Source organism: Yersinia sp. 2545 StPb PI (assembly GCF_052217125.1).
GTDB classification, from domain to species: domain Bacteria; phylum Pseudomonadota; class Gammaproteobacteria; order Enterobacterales; family Enterobacteriaceae; genus Yersinia; species Yersinia enterocolitica_E.
On record NZ_JAZGPY010000001.1, the window covers coordinates 538,371 to 554,885 of the forward strand.

Sequence of the window (16,515 nt, forward strand, 5' to 3'; positions counted from 1 at the left end):
TGTTCACTTGCTGCCTACCTGCGACTCCACTTACTTTGGGTATTCCCTGCTTGAAGCCGCAGGGGGGGGGCATGCCACCCCCTGTTTTGCTTATTCCTGCTTATATAACCAGCGCCAGACGCGTCCCTTGATCAATTGCCCGGCGTGCATCCAGCTCAGCGGCGATATCCGCGCCACCAATCAGATGCACGGTTTTTCCCATATCCAGCAAGGGCTGATGTAATTCCCTACGCGGTTCCTGGCCCGCACAGATAATGATGGTATCGACGGGTAAACAGCTCGCCTGTTCTGCACGGGTGATATGCAAACCTTCATCATCAATGCTGTCGTAACTCACACTGTTAAGCATTTTCACCCCACGCATCGCCAGGCTGGTACGGTGGATCCAACCGGTGGTTTTACCCAAGCCTTCACCCACTTTACTGGTTTTCCGTTGTAACAAGAAAATCTGTCGAGGTGACGGATGCACTTTGGACCCCGCCGGGGATAATCCGCCACGATGTGCCAAATGTTGATCGATGCCCCATTCGCGACTGAATGCAGCACTGTCCAGACTGCTGGAATCACCGGATTGGCTGAGGTATTCGGCGGTATCAAAACCAATTCCCCCCGCACCAATAATGGCCACGCGCTCACCGACCGGTTTTTTATCGCGCAATACATCCAGATAAGTAAGGACTTTCGGATGCTCAATCCCCTTGATAGCTGGCAGGCGTGGCTGGATACCACAGGCGAGGATAATTTCATCAAAATCAGCCAACTGCTGTGGCTGTACCGAGGTATTTAGCTGCTGAATAACACCATGGAGCACCAACTGACGGCGGAAATAGCGCAGCGTTTCATAAAATTCTTCCTTACCTGGGATCTGCTTGGCAATGTTGAATTGGCCACCGATATCTGTTGCAGCATCAAATAGCGTCACTTGATGACCACGGCTGGCAGCGGTAACGGCGAAAGCCAGTCCGGCCGGCCCGGAACCGACGACGGCTAACCGTTTTGGTGTTTCTGTGGGGAGTATGGGCATTTCGCTTTCACGGCACGCGCGAGGGTTGACTAAGCATGAAGTGAGTTTGCCTTCGAAAATCTGGTCCAGACAGGCCTGATTGCAGCCGATACAGGTGTTAATTTCGTCGGCCCGATGTTGTGCTGCTTTTTGGACAAACGCCGCATCAGCGAGGAACGGGCGCGCCATTGACACCATATCCGCGCAACCATCAACCAGTACCTGCTCAGCAACCGCAGGGTCATTAATGCGGTTAGTGGTGATCAGCGGAATAGCCACTGCCCCCATCAATTTGCGCGTCACCCAACTGAATCCGGCCCGTGGCACCATGGTAGCGATAGTGGGAATACGTGCTTCATGCCAACCAATGCCAGTATTAATCAGGGTGGCACCGGCCTGTTCAACCGCCTGCGCCAATTGTTCAATTTCTTGCCAACTGGAACCTTCTTCCACCAGGTCAAGCATCGAAAGGCGGTAAATCAGTATAAAATCAGTTCCGGTCGCCTCACGGACTGCCCGCACAATTTCTACGGCAAAGCGCATTCTGCGGGTAAAGTCCCCGCCCCAGTCATCATCGCGCTGATTAGTTCTGGCAGCGAGGAACTGGTTAATCAAATAGCCCTCAGATCCCATCACCTCGACACCATCGTAACCCGCTTGTTTGGCAAGCTGTGCACAGTTGGCAAAGTCGGCAATAGTTTGCCGTACTTCATCACTACTCAATGCCTGTGGGGTAAAGGGGTTAATCGGGGCTTGCAATGCGGAAGGAGCCACGGGGTGTTTCTGATAGCTGTAACGGCCGGCATGTAGGATTTGCAGCGCGATCTTACCGCCCGCCTGATGTACTGCATCCGTCACGATTTGATGATGGGGGACTTGCGCCGCATCATTTAATACTGAGGCCCCCTGATACACCACGCCTTGCTTATTGGGGGCGATACCCCCGGTGACAATCAGGGCGACACCACCGGCGGCCCGCTCAGCATAGAATGCGGCCAAACGTTGAGGTCCATCGGGTAATTCCTCTAGCCCGGTATGCATCGAACCCATTAATACGCGATTTTTCAGGGTAGTAAAGCCAAGATCAAGGGGCGCGAGCAGGTGAGGGTAAGCTAACATTGCAGTCTCCATCGGGTGCATTCTGGCTATATTGCAGCAACGTAAATCTGCGCAATATCACCAAACCGTTATTGTTATGTCTCTGCCGCTCTGGCCGAATGCAGCAAGTGGTCGGATGAGATTTTTTATTCAAATTTAGACGGTGCTGTGCAACTTGGGAAATCGCAGTGTGCTGATTGTGATAGCCGTCATGAATATGACATCAGGGAAGGGGCAGTAACATGAAGTATTAAACGAAGGAATTATACCTATAAAGTATATCCCCTTCGTTTCTCGCGATGGCTATTTATAACTTGGCTATTAATCAGTCACCAAAAACCCGCAAGCGGTGGCCATCAGGATCTAAAGCCACAAAGGTATAGCCGAAATCCATCTGTAATGGTTGTTGCAAAATAGATAAGCCGCGCTGTTGCCAGTCATTATATAACGATTGCACAGCAGCTTTATCGGCCAGAGCAAAAGCCACTTCACCACCGCCACCGGTGGCTGTCGCCGCCGGTTCAACCGTATGTTTTGACCATAAGCCCAGCATCACCCCTGAATCCAGTTCAAACATGGCAAAGGTTGGGTGAAGTTCTACCGGTGCCTTTGCCAGCAAGTCACCATAAAACGTCGCGCTGTTGGCCGGGCTATCAACATAAAGAATAATGAAATTCGGATCTGCCATGGTTTTTCCCCTTATCCCTTTAGTACTTGAAATTGCAGCGCCCAAATCGGTGCTCGACCGGCCTACCTGAAATTCCAAATACTTTAGGTATCTAATCAAATGGATAGTTTTTTTGTTAACCGAATATCGCTTAACTGGGTTCTATCCTAGCGGGGCATACTGACAGTTTCTGTCAGTAGTGATTATTGATTTGTAGTGACAATAAAAAACTACGGTTTTGGTGGTGTCGACAGCAGCGACTGATCATCGATGCCTTCCGCTTCCCGCCACTGTTTTAGCAACAGCTGTCGGCGCTGAGGATAGCGTTGATCCGTAAGAGAAATAGCGCTTATTCGATCCGCGCGAAAGTTACGGATGGTTTGGCGTAGCTCACACCAGGCCACCACTACGCGCACCTGTTCAAAAAAACCGATAGCAAAAGGCCAGATGCGGCGACATGAGTTAGCCCCTTTCAGGTCTTGATAGGTAATATCCACTTTGCGCTCGGCACGGATTGCGCGGCGCAATACCGGTAGCGCCAGTTCACAGTCAGGCATATGGCCGACAGGGCCGATGAGCAGTGTCGAGGCATCTAATTCGTCACGTAAATCTGTAGGTAAAACCGCTGCGATTTTCGCCAAAGCATTACGGGCAGCGGCACTCAGATGGGTATCTCCACGATGGCTGACCCAGCGCGACCCTAATACCAGTGCTTCTATCTCTTCTTCGGAGAACATCAAGGGCGGCAGCATAAAACCTGGGCGCAGCACATAGCCCAGACCGGGTTCGCCTGCAATATCAGCGCCTTGCTGTTGTAGGGTGGCAATATCGCGATAAAGTGTCCGCACACTGATAGCCAGTTCCTCCGCCAACGCAGCACCTGTTACGGGATAGCGATGGCGGCGTAGCACTTGAATCAGGTCAAGCAGACGCTGGCTGCGGGACATAATAGCTCTCGTCGGAGTATAAAAGCTGACTATAGCACCTTCAGTCAGGCCATTTTACTGGGTGGCAGCAAAACTAGGGAGCCATTGAGAATTTCCTCTGTAGCAAGCCGATAAGCCGCCTACCGTAGAGGCCGATAATCAGCCCACTGATAATCAGTATCATCGCGACAATTTTCGCGGCGGGAATGCTTTCACTAAAAATCATCACGGAACCTAGCAGGCCAAAAATCGGGACTAGCAAAGATAATGGCGCGACAACAGAAACCGGGTATTTGGTCAGTAATGAATTCCAAATCCAATAGGCAAACAGCGTATTGGGATAGACCTGAAATAGAATAGAGAACAGCGTGGTTACATCGAACTGGGTGGCTAACTCAGTAAAACCGCTGGAGCCATTAAATAAATAGCTCAGTAGAAATAGTGGGATAGGGGAAAATAGGCTCGACCAAACTAGAAAGGCAAAAACCTGTTTGGTATTGGCTTTTTTAATTATAATACTCACCAGCCCCCATACCACTGCACCGCACAATACCAATATCAGGCCAGTAGGCGTGACAGAACCATCACTGATGAAAATAATACTGATAAGCCCTAAGAGCGCAACGGCGATACCAATACATTGATATCTTGAGAGTTTTTCGCGAAACAGCAATGCGCCAAGGATCATGGTGAAGAACGCGCCGAATTGCAGCACTAACGAAGCGATTCCTGCGGAGACACCCGCTTTAATACCCAGATTGACAATACCCCATAAACCGATACCAAACAGTAGGCCGTAACCTATTATGTATCGCCATGAAGTATCAGGTTTTTTGATAAAAAGGACTGCGGGTAGGGCGCAGAGCGTGAAGCGAATCCCGGCTAAAATAAGCGGGTCTGCGGCAATCAGGCCAAGTTTTATTACCGAAAAATTAGCCCCCCAAATTGCGGTAATGCATAGAGCAATTAAAAAATCAGTTAGTTTCACGCAGCCTACCTAGGGTGAGAGAATTAGTCGGTTGTTGTTATTTCACAGTGGCAGTTCACAAACTGAGTAGTGATAATCAGTAGCGAACATGAGAATATTTCCAGGACAGCGGTATCGCAATTCAGGATACCGCTGCGAATAATGTGTTATTAATTCTGTTTATATAAACCAGCGACCATAAAGCAGCTAAATGAACTAAATAGCATCTCAATCCCGACCAGAGTCGTAACCATGGTGATCGACATCAGTGGGCCAGCACTCACCAATAGATAGGTAATAATCAGATCTAAGACGCCGAGCAAGATTTGTAGCCATGCCCCCGGCATTCCCCATGTTCTAAAACCGGTTATCAACCGCATCACTCCACCAAAGGCAAACAGCACCGCCAGCACCACTGCCAGACTTATCATCCCTATTGCTGGATTGGTAATAAATACATAACCCATCACAATATATGCGATGCCGAGTAAAATACCGGTCACCATTGGCCAAAGATTATGGGAACGGTTGGTTACCATACCCACGATCATTGCAATCCCACTGAGTAGCAGTAGGACACCAATAATTTTGCTGAGAACAACGCTGGAGGCCAGTGGGTTAATAAGGCAAAAGATCCCGCCCAGTAATAGCAGGATTGCGATGACCCGCATGATAATCCGTTGTTTTTTTAAGGTACTTTCATCAAGGCTCATAAGGTATTTCCGATCTATATTCAGCATGACGATGACTCCTGTATAGTCTGAACTAGGTTATCGATAACTATCATGAGTATAGGTCGAACAATAGATGTATAAATAAAATCAATGATATTCAACTAATTATACTGTGGAATATTTCCTGTACGCCAGATGTGCAAATAGCATTGCAGTGGCACTTATCATCCCCCCCAGAATACAAACACCTGACCATCCCGCATTCGCATATACCATCGTTGCACTGATAGCTCCGATGGCGCTACCGATGGAATAGAACAACATATAGCCAGCAACCAGGCGGCTTTGGGTATCAGGACGTAGCGCCAATATGATGGTCTGATTGGTTACATGCACCGCCTGAACGGCAAAATCTAATATAACGACACCGATAACCAGCCACCAGAGTGAATGAGGCAAAAAAGCGATCGGCAGCCAGGAGAGCAGTAGTAACGCCAAGGCGACTTGCGTTGTTTTCACTCCCAACCCTCGATCTGCCAACTGCCCCGCATGAGCGGCGGCGAATGCGCCAGCGATACCTGCCAGCCCAAATAAACCTACCTGACTAGGCGATAATACGTATGGCGGGCTGCTGAGTGGTAACACCATTGCGGTCCACAGCACACTAAAAGCCATAAATATCAGTAAGGCCAGAGTAGACCGTACACGCAACTCGCGCTCACGGGTAAATAACCCCCACAGCGACAGCAGTAGCTGCCGATATGACGATACAGCCGGTTTGGCAACGGGTGGGATAATGCGATAAAGCATAATAACCATCAATAGCATCACTGCTGCGGAGCAAAAATAGACGGAACGCCAACCGGCAAAGTCGGCCATCGTACCTGAGATAAAGCGCGCGAGTAGAATCCCCAACACGATACCGCTGGTGATTTTACCCACTATTTTGCCTCTTTGTTGCTCTGGAGCCAGTGCCGCAGCAAAAGCCACAATCACCTGTACCACGACAGCCATCAGGCCGATAATCAGCATCGCCACCAAAAGTAGTGAAAAAGTGGGGGCAAGGCTAACCGAAATCAATGCCACAGCAGATAACAATAACTGCCCGATAATTAATTTTCGGCGATCCCACAGATCACCCAAAGGCACAATGAATATCAGCCCCAAGGCATACCCTGCCTGCGTCAGAGTAACCACCAGACCGATCGCCGACGGACTAACGTTAAGATCCGTTGCCATTGTATCGAGTAGGGGCTGAGCAAAATAGACATTGGCGACCGCCATGGCGGATACCATCGCCAAGAGTGGCACCACTATTGATGTGAGGTGTGGTGCCAGAGCTGTTTGTGGTAATCGCCGGGTGCGACTCTTTGCTGATTCTTTTCTGATGGACATAAAAATACCTGATGCCTTTATGGTTTTTATTTGAAACCACTTAATTGATTTTTAACAGAGGTGGTTTTAATATGCAACCAGTTTCTCCAGCAAATGATCGGAGTAAAAGAATGACTAAAACGAGTGAAGGCCAGATAGGGGCAGAAGAATGCCCGGTTGCCAGAGCGCTTAAGGTTTTGGGGGATCGCTGGTCACTCATGATAATTCGTGATGCTTTTGATGGGATCCGCCGTTTTGGTGAATTTCGGAATAACCTTGGCTTGGCAAAAAATATCTTGGCGGGTCGCCTGCGTGAGTTGGTTGAACACGGCATTCTGATGATAGTCCCGGCCTCTGATGGCAGTGCTTACCATGAATATGTGTTGACGGATAAAGGCCGCCAATTATTCCCTATTGTGGTCAGCTTGCGCCAATGGGGCGAAGATCACTTGTTTGCTGTTGGCGAAAAGCACTCTATTTTAGTTGATAATCAGAGTGGGCATCCCATCAGTAAGCTGACAGTATCCTCACAAAAAGGTAAGGTATTGGATGCCAGCGAATGCCATCGGGAAAAAGTGATTAAGCGGTAAGGAAGGTATCTGCGGCGGGAAACATAATCTCAATGGATATTAATGACAGGAAAGGCAAAATGGATTCTCGGATACTGGAAATACTGCAATACACATTGAAGCCAGGTAGTGGTGTGGAATTCCACCGAATTATGCAAGAGATCAGCATTCCCTTGCACGCCAGGGAGGGGATGGACGTCGTCGCTTATGGTCAATCGCTGCACGACCCAGATGCTTATTACCTGATGCGTGCCTTTGACAGTCAAGAGGCATTAGTGAATGCTGAGGCACGTTTTTACAGCAGTGACGGCTGGCTTGCTGGCCCGCGGGTGGCAATTGTTGAACGTATTGAAAATAGTCTCAAATCCGTAATATCGATGCCAACTGCCGCCATTGATGCTTTAAGAACGTAATTGGTCAATTCATAGCATTCTTATACTGAATACGTTATCAACTGATAACGTATTTAATTGCCTCTGGGATTGATTATTGCTCTGCCTGATAAGTGTCGCGTAAGAAAAGGGTTAGCACATCTTTTGGTGGTGTCACCTCACATTCAGACAGCAGCCACCCCACCGCGCCTCGGTGATAAGCACCATGATGCTCAACATGGGAAAACATCTCTTTTCTACTCATTGCCCCTTTTCCCCCATCGACAAATTTGAAGTTAATCATTTCATCCAATTGTTGTTCAACCAGAGAGTGAAGATACTCGAGATAGCGATTATCACTGATAGCAAAGGCGTTATTCAGCACCTCTAGAGGCGGTGTTTCAACCGTATTCAGCGCAGTATAACGGTGGGGAACTCCCTGAATATTGGCGATAAATATTTGATCAACTACATAAATATGATTCATCAGGCGAATCATAAGATGACGTTTATCTTTATAAGCCGCGGTATCAACATTGGCGATAGCGGAGAGGATCTCTTTATCAGCCCAGGCCTTGTATTGAAAAAGCATATCAAAGTGAGTAAGCACAGACATTTTCAGATCTCAGCGGAGAGTTAGATGGCTATTTTATAGTACGAGAATTATTGTAGGTCGTTAAGTAGCGTTGAATTTTAGCCGACTAAAACATTTCATCAACGAAGGGACTGTCTATTGAATATTCGGCAAGAAAATAGCAATGACCTATATATCTTAAGATAATTAGGTAAAGCGAGAGGCTTGGGGGATGAGTAAATTGCTATAACCTGAATCGATGACATTATCGCCATTTCAAGGTGCTTTTCTCTTCTTCTACTAGAATATCCAGCCAATCCGCATTGAACAATTTTCGTTTAAATTGGCTAGCCACTGAGACAGATAAAATCAGATAAAGTGTAATTGTATCCGTGAGATTCCATTCAACAGTCTCTATTCAAGATTGTGCAGTTATGCTTCATTGAGTTGAGCAAATATAGCGCGGCGTCACTTTAATGTTTGTGTAACCAAGGATTTTATAATCAAATTGATGATTTATTAATCTAAATCAATAAGGATTTCTACTGATAGTCAAATACTCTCCTTTTCACAAGGAAGTACAAAATAATGTTTTTCCCTAAGAAATATTCAATATCAATTCTGGCATTAGCGTTTGTTTTATTCTCTTTCCCTACTTCCGCCAAAGTGACTAATTCATCTGATGACCATGTAAAACAGATGATTATCAACGAGTCTATAGAGTCGTACCCTGGCAACTGCCCATGTCCTTTTAACTCTGCCAGCAATGGAAGTAGTTGTGGAAAACGTAGCGCGTGGAGTCGGGCAGGTGGTTATTCCCCCATTTGCTATAAAAAAGAAGTTACCAAGGAAATGGTTACTGAATGGCGTGAATCTAACAAAGCCTAAGATATAAAATTTTTAGTACATGAATGGCAACCCACCCTAGAAAATGCTGCGACACAGGTTACCAGATACAAAAAAGCCAACTCGAAGTTGGCTTAATGTGCTGATTTAACAGCTAAAATTTGGTGGCCCCTACTGGACTTGAACCAGTGACCAAGCGATTATGAGTCGCGTGCTCTAACCAACTGAGCTAAGGGGCCAGACTTGGGCGCTGATTATACGGTAGTTTTTATACTGCGGTCTAGAGCTGATAAATCAGATGGCTGTTTTATGCACAAAATTAAGGTTTTTTACGCACATAGCAGGTAATTACGTGCGGATGCAGGCTTGAGAATCGGTGGTTTGGGACCAAAAAGAAAAACCCCGGCACGCCGGGGTTTTGTGTGTGTTTGCTGCTGTCACTAACGATTAATCGTCCAGGAAGCTGCGCAATACTTCAGAGCGGCTTGGATGACGCAATTTACGCAATGCCTTGGCTTCAATCTGACGAATACGTTCACGGGTTACGTCGAACTGTTTGCCCACTTCTTCCAGGGTGTGGTCAGTGTTCATATCGATACCGAAACGCATACGCAGAACTTTCGCTTCACGAGCGGTCAGGCCAGCTAACACATCGTGGGTGGCAGAGCGCAGGCTCTCTGATGTTGCAGAGTCCAGCGGCAGTTCCAGAGTGGTATCTTCAATGAAATCGCCCAGATGTGAATCTTCATCATCACCGATCGGGGTTTCCATTGAGATTGGCTCTTTGGCAATCTTCAGCACTTTACGGATCTTGTCTTCCGGCATCAGCATGCGTTCAGCCAGTTCTTCCGGTGTTGGCTCACGGCCCATCTCTTGCAGCATCTGGCGTGAGATACGGTTGAGTTTGTTAATGGTCTCAATCATATGTACCGGAATACGGATGGTACGCGCCTGATCCGCGATAGAGCGGGTAATGGCCTGACGAATCCACCACGTGGCGTAAGTTGAGAACTTATAACCACGGCGGTATTCGAACTTATCTACTGCTTTCATCAGACCGATATTGCCTTCCTGAATTAAATCAAGGAATTGTAGACCACGGTTGGTGTATTTTTTCGCAATAGAGATAACCAAACGCAGGTTAGCCTCAACCATTTCTTTCTTGGCACGACGCGCTTTCGCTTCACCAATAGACATACGGCGGTTGATGTCTTTCACTTGCTCAATTGTCAGACCGGTTTCTTCTTCGATCTGGCGCAGTTTCTGCAAGCTACGTTGAACATCGTCCGAGACATCTTTCAGTTTTTCAGACCAGGGTTTACCCATCGCAATTGCTGCGGCAAACCAGGTATCACTGGTTTCATTGCTGGCAAACAGAGTAACGAAGTTTTTCTTCGGCATTTTGCACTGCTCAACACACAGTTTCATGATGATACGTTCTTGAGTACGAACGCGATCCATCATGGTACGCATGTTGTTGACCAGATAGTCGAATTGCTTCGGTACCAGGCGGAACTGTTTGAACACTTCAGACAACTTCAGAATTTCAGCAGCAGCATTGGCGTGGCTACGACCATTTTTCTTGATTTCCATGCGTGCGTTTTCGTACTGCTCGCGCAAATCGCTGAATTTCTGGCGTGCCAGCTCTGGATCGATGCTGTTGTCGTCTTCTTCTTCGTCTTCGTCTTCATCTTCGTCGTCGTCGTCATCCATCTCTGCGGTGGATAATTCAGAACCAACGTGAGTCGCCGTCGGCGCAATATCTTCTTCGGCGTTTGGATCAACAAAGCCGTTGATCAGGTCAGATAAACGGGCTTCACCCGCTTCAACGCGATCATATTGTTCTAACAGATAAGTAATCGCTTCAGGGTATTCAGCAACTGAACACTGAACCTGATTGATACCGTCTTCAATACGTTTGGCGATATCAATCTCGCCTTCACGTGTTAACAGCTCAACGGTACCCATTTCGCGCATGTACATACGCACCGGGTCGGTAGTACGCCCGATTTCGGATTCAACACTGGATAACACCTGCGCAGCAGCTTCTGCCGCGTCATCGTCGGTATCAGTGGTGTTCTCGGCCAGCATCAAATCATCGGCATCAGGTGCTTCTTCCAGCACTTGGATGCCCATGTCATTAATCATCTGGATGATGTCTTCGATCTGATCGGAATCGACGATATCTTCCGGCAGATGGTCATTGACCTCAGCATAGGTCAGATAGCCTTGCTCCTTACCACGGGTGACAAGTAGCTTCAGCTGTGACTGCGGGTTTTGCTCCATAAGACGGTATCCACACTTCAGAGTATTTGGGTTGGTGTCGGTCGGCGAAACCGCCAACAATAGCATTTGGGGCCTTTTTTTGTCGCCGCTGCCCGCTATGGCGGCATATTGTAGGGAGTCGCCCCCACATTTATCGGCAATTAAGCCGTTGGGTGTTTCATTTTTTTCTGGCTAATGCCAGATTCAAAGACCAAAGCTCTTTACGTTCTTCGGCGTTTAATCCATGTGTCCGGTCACGCGCTATCAGGGTTTCCTGACGTTGCTCCAAGATGGAGTCATACAGGCTCGTTAGCGTGTCGACAAAAGTCGGTTCGACCATGTCCTCAACAATCATGTGGTTCCATGTTGCGAGAGTTTCAAGCTGTTGGCTGAATTTATTATCCCGATACAGTTCCAATAACTGCCCGGTTGTCAGCCCTGGCTGAGCCAGACAAGTCTCAACCAACTCAATAAATAACGGTAAACCGGCTAACTTGGCTTGCTCGACGCCCTGTAGTGAGGGAATAAGTGTAGCTAGTTGTGGGTTTTGTACCAGTAGCCCTATAAGTATACGCATGGTTGTGCGTTTTAGCTGGGGCGGTTGGTAGGTATTCGTGTTTTCAGCCTGTTTTGGCATCAGCTTATCGAGCTGGCTATCATCGAGCAGGCCCAACTTATTACCGAGCTGCTGGCGCAGATAAAGACGTAATGTCTCACCGGGTACCTGACTGATTAAAGGTAGTGCCAGAGTGCTTAACTTGGCGCGCCCGTCGGGGCTGCTCAAATCCACCTGTGGCATCAACGTTTCAAACAAAAAGGTTGAGAGTGGCTGTGCCCCTTCCATCCGCTGTTCAAATGCGTCTTTCCCTTCTTTACGTACCAGAGTGTCTGGGTCTTCGCCATCGGGCAAAAACATAAAGCGTAGCTGACGGCCATCATTTAGATAGGGCAGCGCCGTTTCTAATGCTCGCCATGCCGCATCTCTGCCCGCCCGATCACCGTCGTAACAACAAATTACGTTATCGGTGGCACGGAATAATAATTGAATATGCTCCGCAGTGGTCGCGGTCCCCAACGAGGCAACGGCATAGTCAATACCAAATTGCGCGAGTGCTACCACATCCATATAACCTTCCACCACGAGTAAACGCGTTGGATTGGGATGATTCACTTGCGCTTCATACAAGCCGTAAAGCTGGCGGCCCTTATGAAAAATTTCTGTTTCTGGGGAGTTTAGATACTTTGGCACTCCGTCACCCAGAATTCGCCCGCCAAAAGCGATAACCCGCCCACGTTTATCGCGGATAGGGAACATGACGCGCTCACGAAAACGATCGTAAGTTCGCCCTGTATCATTAGTCACCAGCATTCCTGCATCGTTCAGCGCAGTACGGCTCTCACCATCACGGCCAAAACGTTTTAAGGCATTGTCCCAACCTGGGGGGGCAAAACCAATAGCAAAATGTTGGATGATTTCTTCACTCAAACCGCGATGCTTAAGATATTCGCGTGCCTGATTGGCATTCGAGCCGTTGAGTGACTGTTGATAGAATCCGCTAAGGCTTTCCATCAGTTGATAGAGACTTTGTCGTTGATGACGTTCGATCTGGGTGGTGCCGGTTCCTGCCTCGTAAGGCACTTCCAGCCCATGCATGGTGGCTAATTCCTCAATACTTTCGACAAATTCGAGTCTGTCGTAATTCATCAGGAAATCAACAGCGTTACCATGTGCGCCACAGCCGAAACAGTGATAAAACTGTTTTTCGCCGTTAACAGTGAATGAGGGTGTTTTCTCATGATGGAACGGACAGCACGCATGGTAATTTTTGCCTTGCTTCTTCAGCTTTACCCGTGCGTCGATAAGATCAACGATGTCGGTGCGCGCTAGCAAGTCATTGATAAATACGCGTGGAATTCGTCCAGCCATAAGCCCCTATTCGGTCAGTCCATAAACGAGAACAAGCCGCGCATTCCTTTCGGAAAGCACGGCCTTCGTATGCAACTACTCGATCTGCGCGTTCTTAGAACATAAAAAACTACGCGGTGGGGTTACCCCCGAAGAATTAATACAGACGAGTGCGGCGTGCGTTTTCGCGAGCCAATTTCTTCGCGTGACGTTTTACAGCAGAAGCTTTAGCGCGTTTACGTTCGGTAGTCGGTTTTTCATAGAACTCACGACGACGAACTTCAGCTAAAACACCCGCTTTTTCACAAGAGCGTTTGAAACGACGAAGAGCTACGTCGAATGGCTCGTTTTCACGTACTTTAATTACCGGCATGTGCCTCTCACCTCAATAGAAATCGGTTTGCTGCTGGCCAATCGCCAGCCTTCTCAAAATGGTGCGGAATTTTACTTCAATGGATGCTGCTTTGTAAAGCACCACAGCAAATTGAAACAGGCACGCCCCTGTGATGTCGCCCTCGTTCTTTACAAGAAAGTTGGTGCCGAGAGTGCGACGGCCGCTGATTATATACTAAACAAGGCTGTTGATCGAATTAATCAACACTCTTTTCAAATATGACCACTATCAACAACATTTAGGTGCTCAAAGCGTGAAAATGCCGTCTTTACCGTCAGAGATCATGACTGGCGGCGCTGTTATGCTAAACTATCGGCCGCACGTGAATGATGGGAAATGTAATGCGAGTTTTGGGTATAGAAACGTCCTGCGATGAAACCGGTATTGCAGTATATGACGATAAAGCCGGTCTGTTAGCTAACCAACTGTACAGTCAGGTTAAATTGCATGCTGATTATGGCGGTGTAGTGCCTGAGCTGGCTTCCCGTGATCATGTGCGCAAGACTGTACCGCTGATTCAGGCAGCATTGAAAGAAGCCAATCTGAGCGCTAAAGACATCGATGGTGTGGCGTATACCGCAGGCCCGGGTTTGGTTGGCGCATTGCTGGTCGGGGCGACAGTCGGCCGCGCATTGGCATTTGCGTGGGGGGTTCCGGCGGTGCCGGTCCACCATATGGAAGGCCACCTACTGGCACCGATGTTGGAAGAGAACGCACCAGAGTTCCCGTTTGTCGCTCTGCTGGTCTCTGGTGGTCACACTCAGTTAATCAGCGTGACCGGTATTGGTGAATATCTGCTATTAGGGGAATCTGTCGATGATGCGGCAGGTGAAGCCTTTGATAAAACTGCAAAATTATTAGGCCTGGACTATCCTGGGGGGCCGATGCTGTCGCGTATGGCACAACAGGGTACGGCGGGTCGTTTTACTTTCCCGCGGCCAATGACCGATCGCCCTGGACTGGATTTCAGTTTTTCTGGTTTGAAAACGTTCGCCGCAAATACTATCCGTGCTAACGGTACCGATGATCAGACCCGTGCTGATATTGCCCGTGCATTTGAAGATGCAGTGGTTGATACGCTGGCGATTAAATCCAAACGAGCGCTGGATAAGACCGGCTTCAAACGTTTGGTCATTGCCGGTGGTGTCAGTGCAAACCGCACTTTACGTTCAAAATTGGCGGAGATGATGCAAAAACGGGGCGGTGAAGTATTCTATGCTCGGCCAGAGTTTTGTACTGATAATGGTGCAATGATCGCCTATGCTGGGTTGATCAGGCTGAAAAGTGGTGTGAGCAGTGAGTTGAGTGTTTCGGTTAGGCCGCGCTGGCCGTTAGCCGAGTTGCCGAAAGTCTGAGCGAGGCTGCGGCGGTGTTGCCGCGTCATCTCGTGATGCTCACATACTGATGTATGCTCCGCTCTCTCAATTCCTTGTGCCTTGCCTCGCTCCCGCTCAGCCATTCTAAGATTGGTGCCGAAAGTCTGAGCGGGGCTGTGGCGGTGTTGCCGCGTCATCTCGTGATGCTCACATACTGATGTATGCTCCGCTCTCTCAATTCCTTGCGCCTTGCCTCGCTCCCGTTCAGTCATTCTCGTTTTGAGGAGAATCAATCTTCTTTCTCTTCCAACTCTGCGGCTTCTTCGGCCGGGGTTTTCTGCTTTTTCTTTCTGAGTTTATCCCAGATTTTACTTTCCTTGCCGCGCCATAAACGTTGAATGTTATCGTGGTGGCGCATCAAAATCAGGCAAGAGAGCATGGCGACTGGGAAGGTGAATTGAGGTTTAAACCACCAGACGTAGAAGGGCGCAATTAGCGCACTGATAATTGCGCCTAAAGATGAATACCCACTCAATAACACCGTCAACAACCAAGTACCGGTCATCAGACCGGTTAGATCCCAGCCGATAGGGGCGATGGCGCCAAAAGCAGTAGCAACGCCCTTGCCACCTTTAAAATGGAAAAAGACCGGATAGATGTGACCAAGACAAGCAGCGATAGCGGTCAAGCCAAGATACAGCGGGGAAACGTGCAGCAGGTAAGCAATCCAAACGGGTAACATGCCTTTCAGCACATCGAAAATCAGCACTGTTGCTGCGGCTGCTCGACCACCGATACGCAGCACGTTGGTCGCACCGGGATTACCGGAGCCATGTTCACGCGGATCTGGTAGCTTAGCAACCCGACACACCAGGATTGCACTGGAAATAGAGCCACACAAATACGCGAAGATAATCATGCCAAGCGCGATAGCACTCATAACACCGCCCTGTTGAATAATGATCGTTTTAATCGCAACATCAGTGGATAATACGCATATTCCGCTGGAAGTGGTATCCGGCAGGCGCAAAAACAGAGAATGACGTGATGGACATCGTATTTATTGAAGAACTTAGTGTCATAACCACCATCGGTGTTTATGACTGGGAGCAGACCATCCAGCAGAAGCTGGTGTTCGATATCGAAATGGGTTGGGATAATCGTAAAGCTGCTGCCAGCGATGATGTGAATGATTGCTTGAGCTATGCAGATATCAGTGATGCGGTGATACAACATGTAGAGTCACAGCGTTTTGCCTTGGTTGAGCGGGTGGCAGAAGAGATAGCCGAGCTGCTATTAGTCCGTTTCCAATCGCCGTGGGTGCGGATTAAAGTCAGTAAACCAGGGGCGGTGGCACAAGCCCGTAATGTCGGAGTGCTCATTGAACGTGGTCAACGACCTAACTGATTTTGTGTGTGTTGTGATGACATAAAAGTGCAACCCTGAATAGATAATGTAGTCTGATTGGTTGGTGTGATAATTATCGAGTTTGAACGGCATTGTTTTTTTAGCATATGGTTTTGTTAATCCTATGCTTTGTAACATTGCCGTTTTTTGTGTTTTCT

16 protein-coding genes and 1 tRNA gene are annotated in these 16,515 nt (G+C 48.3%); 5 read left to right on the forward strand and 12 right to left on the reverse strand.

Going from position 1 to position 16,515, the window contains the following annotated elements; translation table 11 throughout:
- Positions 1 to 100: 100 nt before the first annotated feature.
- From V1955_RS02350 to V1955_RS02375, 6 genes are all read right to left on the reverse strand, one after another.
- Positions 101 to 2,122, reverse strand: a complete 2,022-nt coding sequence (locus V1955_RS02350) for an oxidoreductase (protein ID WP_442820468.1) — start codon at positions 2,120 to 2,122, stop codon at positions 101 to 103.
- 304 nt (positions 2,123 to 2,426) lie between these two features.
- On the reverse strand, positions 2,427 to 2,789 hold the full coding sequence (locus V1955_RS02355; RefSeq protein ID WP_442820469.1) for a VOC family protein: 363 nt from the start codon (positions 2,787 to 2,789) through the stop codon (positions 2,427 to 2,429).
- Positions 2,790 to 2,998: 209 nt separating this feature from the next.
- Entirely contained in the window at positions 2,999 to 3,715 is a 717-nt protein-coding gene (locus V1955_RS02360) for a helix-turn-helix transcriptional regulator (protein WP_083162348.1), read from the reverse strand.
- Between the two features lie 73 nt (positions 3,716 to 3,788).
- Positions 3,789 to 4,682, reverse strand: coding sequence for an EamA family transporter (locus tag V1955_RS02365; RefSeq protein WP_372569682.1), 894 nt, complete (start codon positions 4,680 to 4,682; stop codon positions 3,789 to 3,791).
- 149 nt (positions 4,683 to 4,831) lie between these two features.
- Entirely contained in the window at positions 4,832 to 5,401 is a 570-nt protein-coding gene (locus V1955_RS02370; RefSeq protein ID WP_032907485.1) for an HdeD family acid-resistance protein, read from the reverse strand.
- Positions 5,402 to 5,500: 99 nt separating this feature from the next.
- The gene (locus V1955_RS02375; RefSeq protein ID WP_442820470.1) at positions 5,501 to 6,730 is read right to left on the reverse strand and encodes an MFS transporter; all 1,230 of its coding nucleotides are present in this window, start codon (positions 6,728 to 6,730) and stop codon (positions 5,501 to 5,503) included.
- A gap of 110 nt (positions 6,731 to 6,840) precedes the next feature.
- Between V1955_RS02375 and V1955_RS02380 the strand changes: the two genes are divergently transcribed.
- Both V1955_RS02380 and V1955_RS02385 read left to right on the forward strand, forming a co-directional pair.
- Positions 6,841 to 7,299: a winged helix-turn-helix transcriptional regulator gene (locus V1955_RS02380; RefSeq protein ID WP_442820471.1), complete on the forward strand. Its 459-nt coding sequence runs from the start codon at positions 6,841 to 6,843 to the stop codon at positions 7,297 to 7,299.
- A gap of 59 nt (positions 7,300 to 7,358) precedes the next feature.
- A complete protein-coding gene (locus V1955_RS02385) occupies positions 7,359 to 7,691 on the forward strand; it encodes an NIPSNAP family protein (RefSeq protein ID WP_083162354.1) in 333 nt (110 codons plus the stop codon).
- A 73-nt stretch (positions 7,692 to 7,764) separates the two neighbouring features.
- Here the strand turns inward: V1955_RS02385 and V1955_RS02390 are convergent, their stop codons facing one another.
- A complete protein-coding gene (locus V1955_RS02390) occupies positions 7,765 to 8,265 on the reverse strand; it encodes a DinB family protein (RefSeq protein ID WP_083162356.1) in 501 nt (166 codons plus the stop codon).
- 546 nt (positions 8,266 to 8,811) lie between these two features.
- Here V1955_RS02390 and V1955_RS02395 point away from each other — a divergent pair.
- A complete protein-coding gene (locus V1955_RS02395; protein ID WP_083162358.1) occupies positions 8,812 to 9,111 on the forward strand; it encodes a hypothetical protein in 300 nt (99 codons plus the stop codon).
- Between the two features lie 120 nt (positions 9,112 to 9,231).
- Here V1955_RS02395 and V1955_RS02400 read toward each other — a convergent pair.
- From V1955_RS02400 to rpsU, 4 genes are all read right to left on the reverse strand, one after another.
- Positions 9,232 to 9,308: transfer RNA gene (locus V1955_RS02400), tRNA-Ile, on the reverse strand.
- 208 nt (positions 9,309 to 9,516) lie between these two features.
- Complete coding sequence (gene rpoD / locus V1955_RS02405; RefSeq protein ID WP_005190373.1) at positions 9,517 to 11,355, reverse strand: RNA polymerase sigma factor RpoD; 1,839 nt, start codon at positions 11,353 to 11,355, stop codon at positions 9,517 to 9,519.
- Positions 11,356 to 11,512: 157 nt separating this feature from the next.
- On the reverse strand, positions 11,513 to 13,261 hold the full coding sequence (dnaG, locus tag V1955_RS02410; protein WP_083162362.1) for a DNA primase: 1,749 nt from the start codon (positions 13,259 to 13,261) through the stop codon (positions 11,513 to 11,515).
- A 136-nt stretch (positions 13,262 to 13,397) separates the two neighbouring features.
- Positions 13,398 to 13,613: a 30S ribosomal protein S21 gene (gene rpsU, locus V1955_RS02415; protein ID WP_001144069.1), complete on the reverse strand. Its 216-nt coding sequence runs from the start codon at positions 13,611 to 13,613 to the stop codon at positions 13,398 to 13,400.
- Between the two features lie 362 nt (positions 13,614 to 13,975).
- On the opposite strand from rpsU, the gene tsaD reads away from it, so the two are divergent.
- A complete protein-coding gene (gene tsaD, locus V1955_RS02420) occupies positions 13,976 to 14,989 on the forward strand; it encodes a tRNA (adenosine(37)-N6)-threonylcarbamoyltransferase complex transferase subunit TsaD (protein ID WP_083162364.1) in 1,014 nt (337 codons plus the stop codon).
- 250 nt (positions 14,990 to 15,239) lie between these two features.
- Here the strand turns inward: tsaD and plsY are convergent, their stop codons facing one another.
- Entirely contained in the window at positions 15,240 to 15,890 is a 651-nt protein-coding gene (gene plsY / locus V1955_RS02425) for a glycerol-3-phosphate 1-O-acyltransferase PlsY (RefSeq protein ID WP_032911234.1), read from the reverse strand.
- A 107-nt stretch (positions 15,891 to 15,997) separates the two neighbouring features.
- On the opposite strand from plsY, the gene folB reads away from it, so the two are divergent.
- Complete coding sequence (folB, locus tag V1955_RS02430; RefSeq protein WP_050086684.1) at positions 15,998 to 16,357, forward strand: bifunctional dihydroneopterin aldolase/7,8-dihydroneopterin epimerase; 360 nt, start codon at positions 15,998 to 16,000, stop codon at positions 16,355 to 16,357.
- Positions 16,358 to 16,515 lie beyond the last annotated feature (158 nt).

Bases quoted from the DNA above. Each gene is read 5' to 3' on its own strand.
- V1955_RS02350 (WP_442820468.1), bottom strand. From the start codon at position 2,122: ATGTTAGCTTACCCTCACCTGCTCGCGCCCCTTGATCTTGGCTTTACT.
- V1955_RS02355 (WP_442820469.1), bottom strand. From the start codon at position 2,789: ATGGCAGATCCGAATTTCATTATTCTTTATGTTGATAGCCCGGCCAAC.
- V1955_RS02360 (WP_083162348.1), bottom strand. From the start codon at position 3,715: ATGTCCCGCAGCCAGCGTCTGCTTGACCTGATTCAAGTGCTACGCCGC.
- V1955_RS02370 (WP_032907485.1), bottom strand. From the start codon at position 5,401: ATGCTGAATATAGATCGGAAATACCTTATGAGCCTTGATGAAAGTACC.
- V1955_RS02375 (WP_442820470.1), bottom strand. From the start codon at position 6,730: ATGTCCATCAGAAAAGAATCAGCAAAGAGTCGCACCCGGCGATTACCA.
- V1955_RS02380 (WP_442820471.1), top strand. From the start codon at position 6,841: ATGACTAAAACGAGTGAAGGCCAGATAGGGGCAGAAGAATGCCCGGTT.
- V1955_RS02385 (WP_083162354.1), top strand. From the start codon at position 7,359: ATGGATTCTCGGATACTGGAAATACTGCAATACACATTGAAGCCAGGT.
- V1955_RS02390 (WP_083162356.1), bottom strand. From the start codon at position 8,265: ATGTCTGTGCTTACTCACTTTGATATGCTTTTTCAATACAAGGCCTGG.
- V1955_RS02395 (WP_083162358.1), top strand. From the start codon at position 8,812: ATGTTTTTCCCTAAGAAATATTCAATATCAATTCTGGCATTAGCGTTT.
- rpoD (WP_005190373.1), bottom strand. From the start codon at position 11,355: ATGGAGCAAAACCCGCAGTCACAGCTGAAGCTACTTGTCACCCGTGGT.
- dnaG (WP_083162362.1), bottom strand. From the start codon at position 13,261: ATGGCTGGACGAATTCCACGCGTATTTATCAATGACTTGCTAGCGCGC.
- rpsU (WP_001144069.1), bottom strand. From the start codon at position 13,613: ATGCCGGTAATTAAAGTACGTGAAAACGAGCCATTCGACGTAGCTCTT.
- tsaD (WP_083162364.1), top strand. From the start codon at position 13,976: ATGCGAGTTTTGGGTATAGAAACGTCCTGCGATGAAACCGGTATTGCA.
- plsY (WP_032911234.1), bottom strand. From the start codon at position 15,890: ATGAGTGCTATCGCGCTTGGCATGATTATCTTCGCGTATTTGTGTGGC.
- folB (WP_050086684.1), top strand. From the start codon at position 15,998: ATGGACATCGTATTTATTGAAGAACTTAGTGTCATAACCACCATCGGT.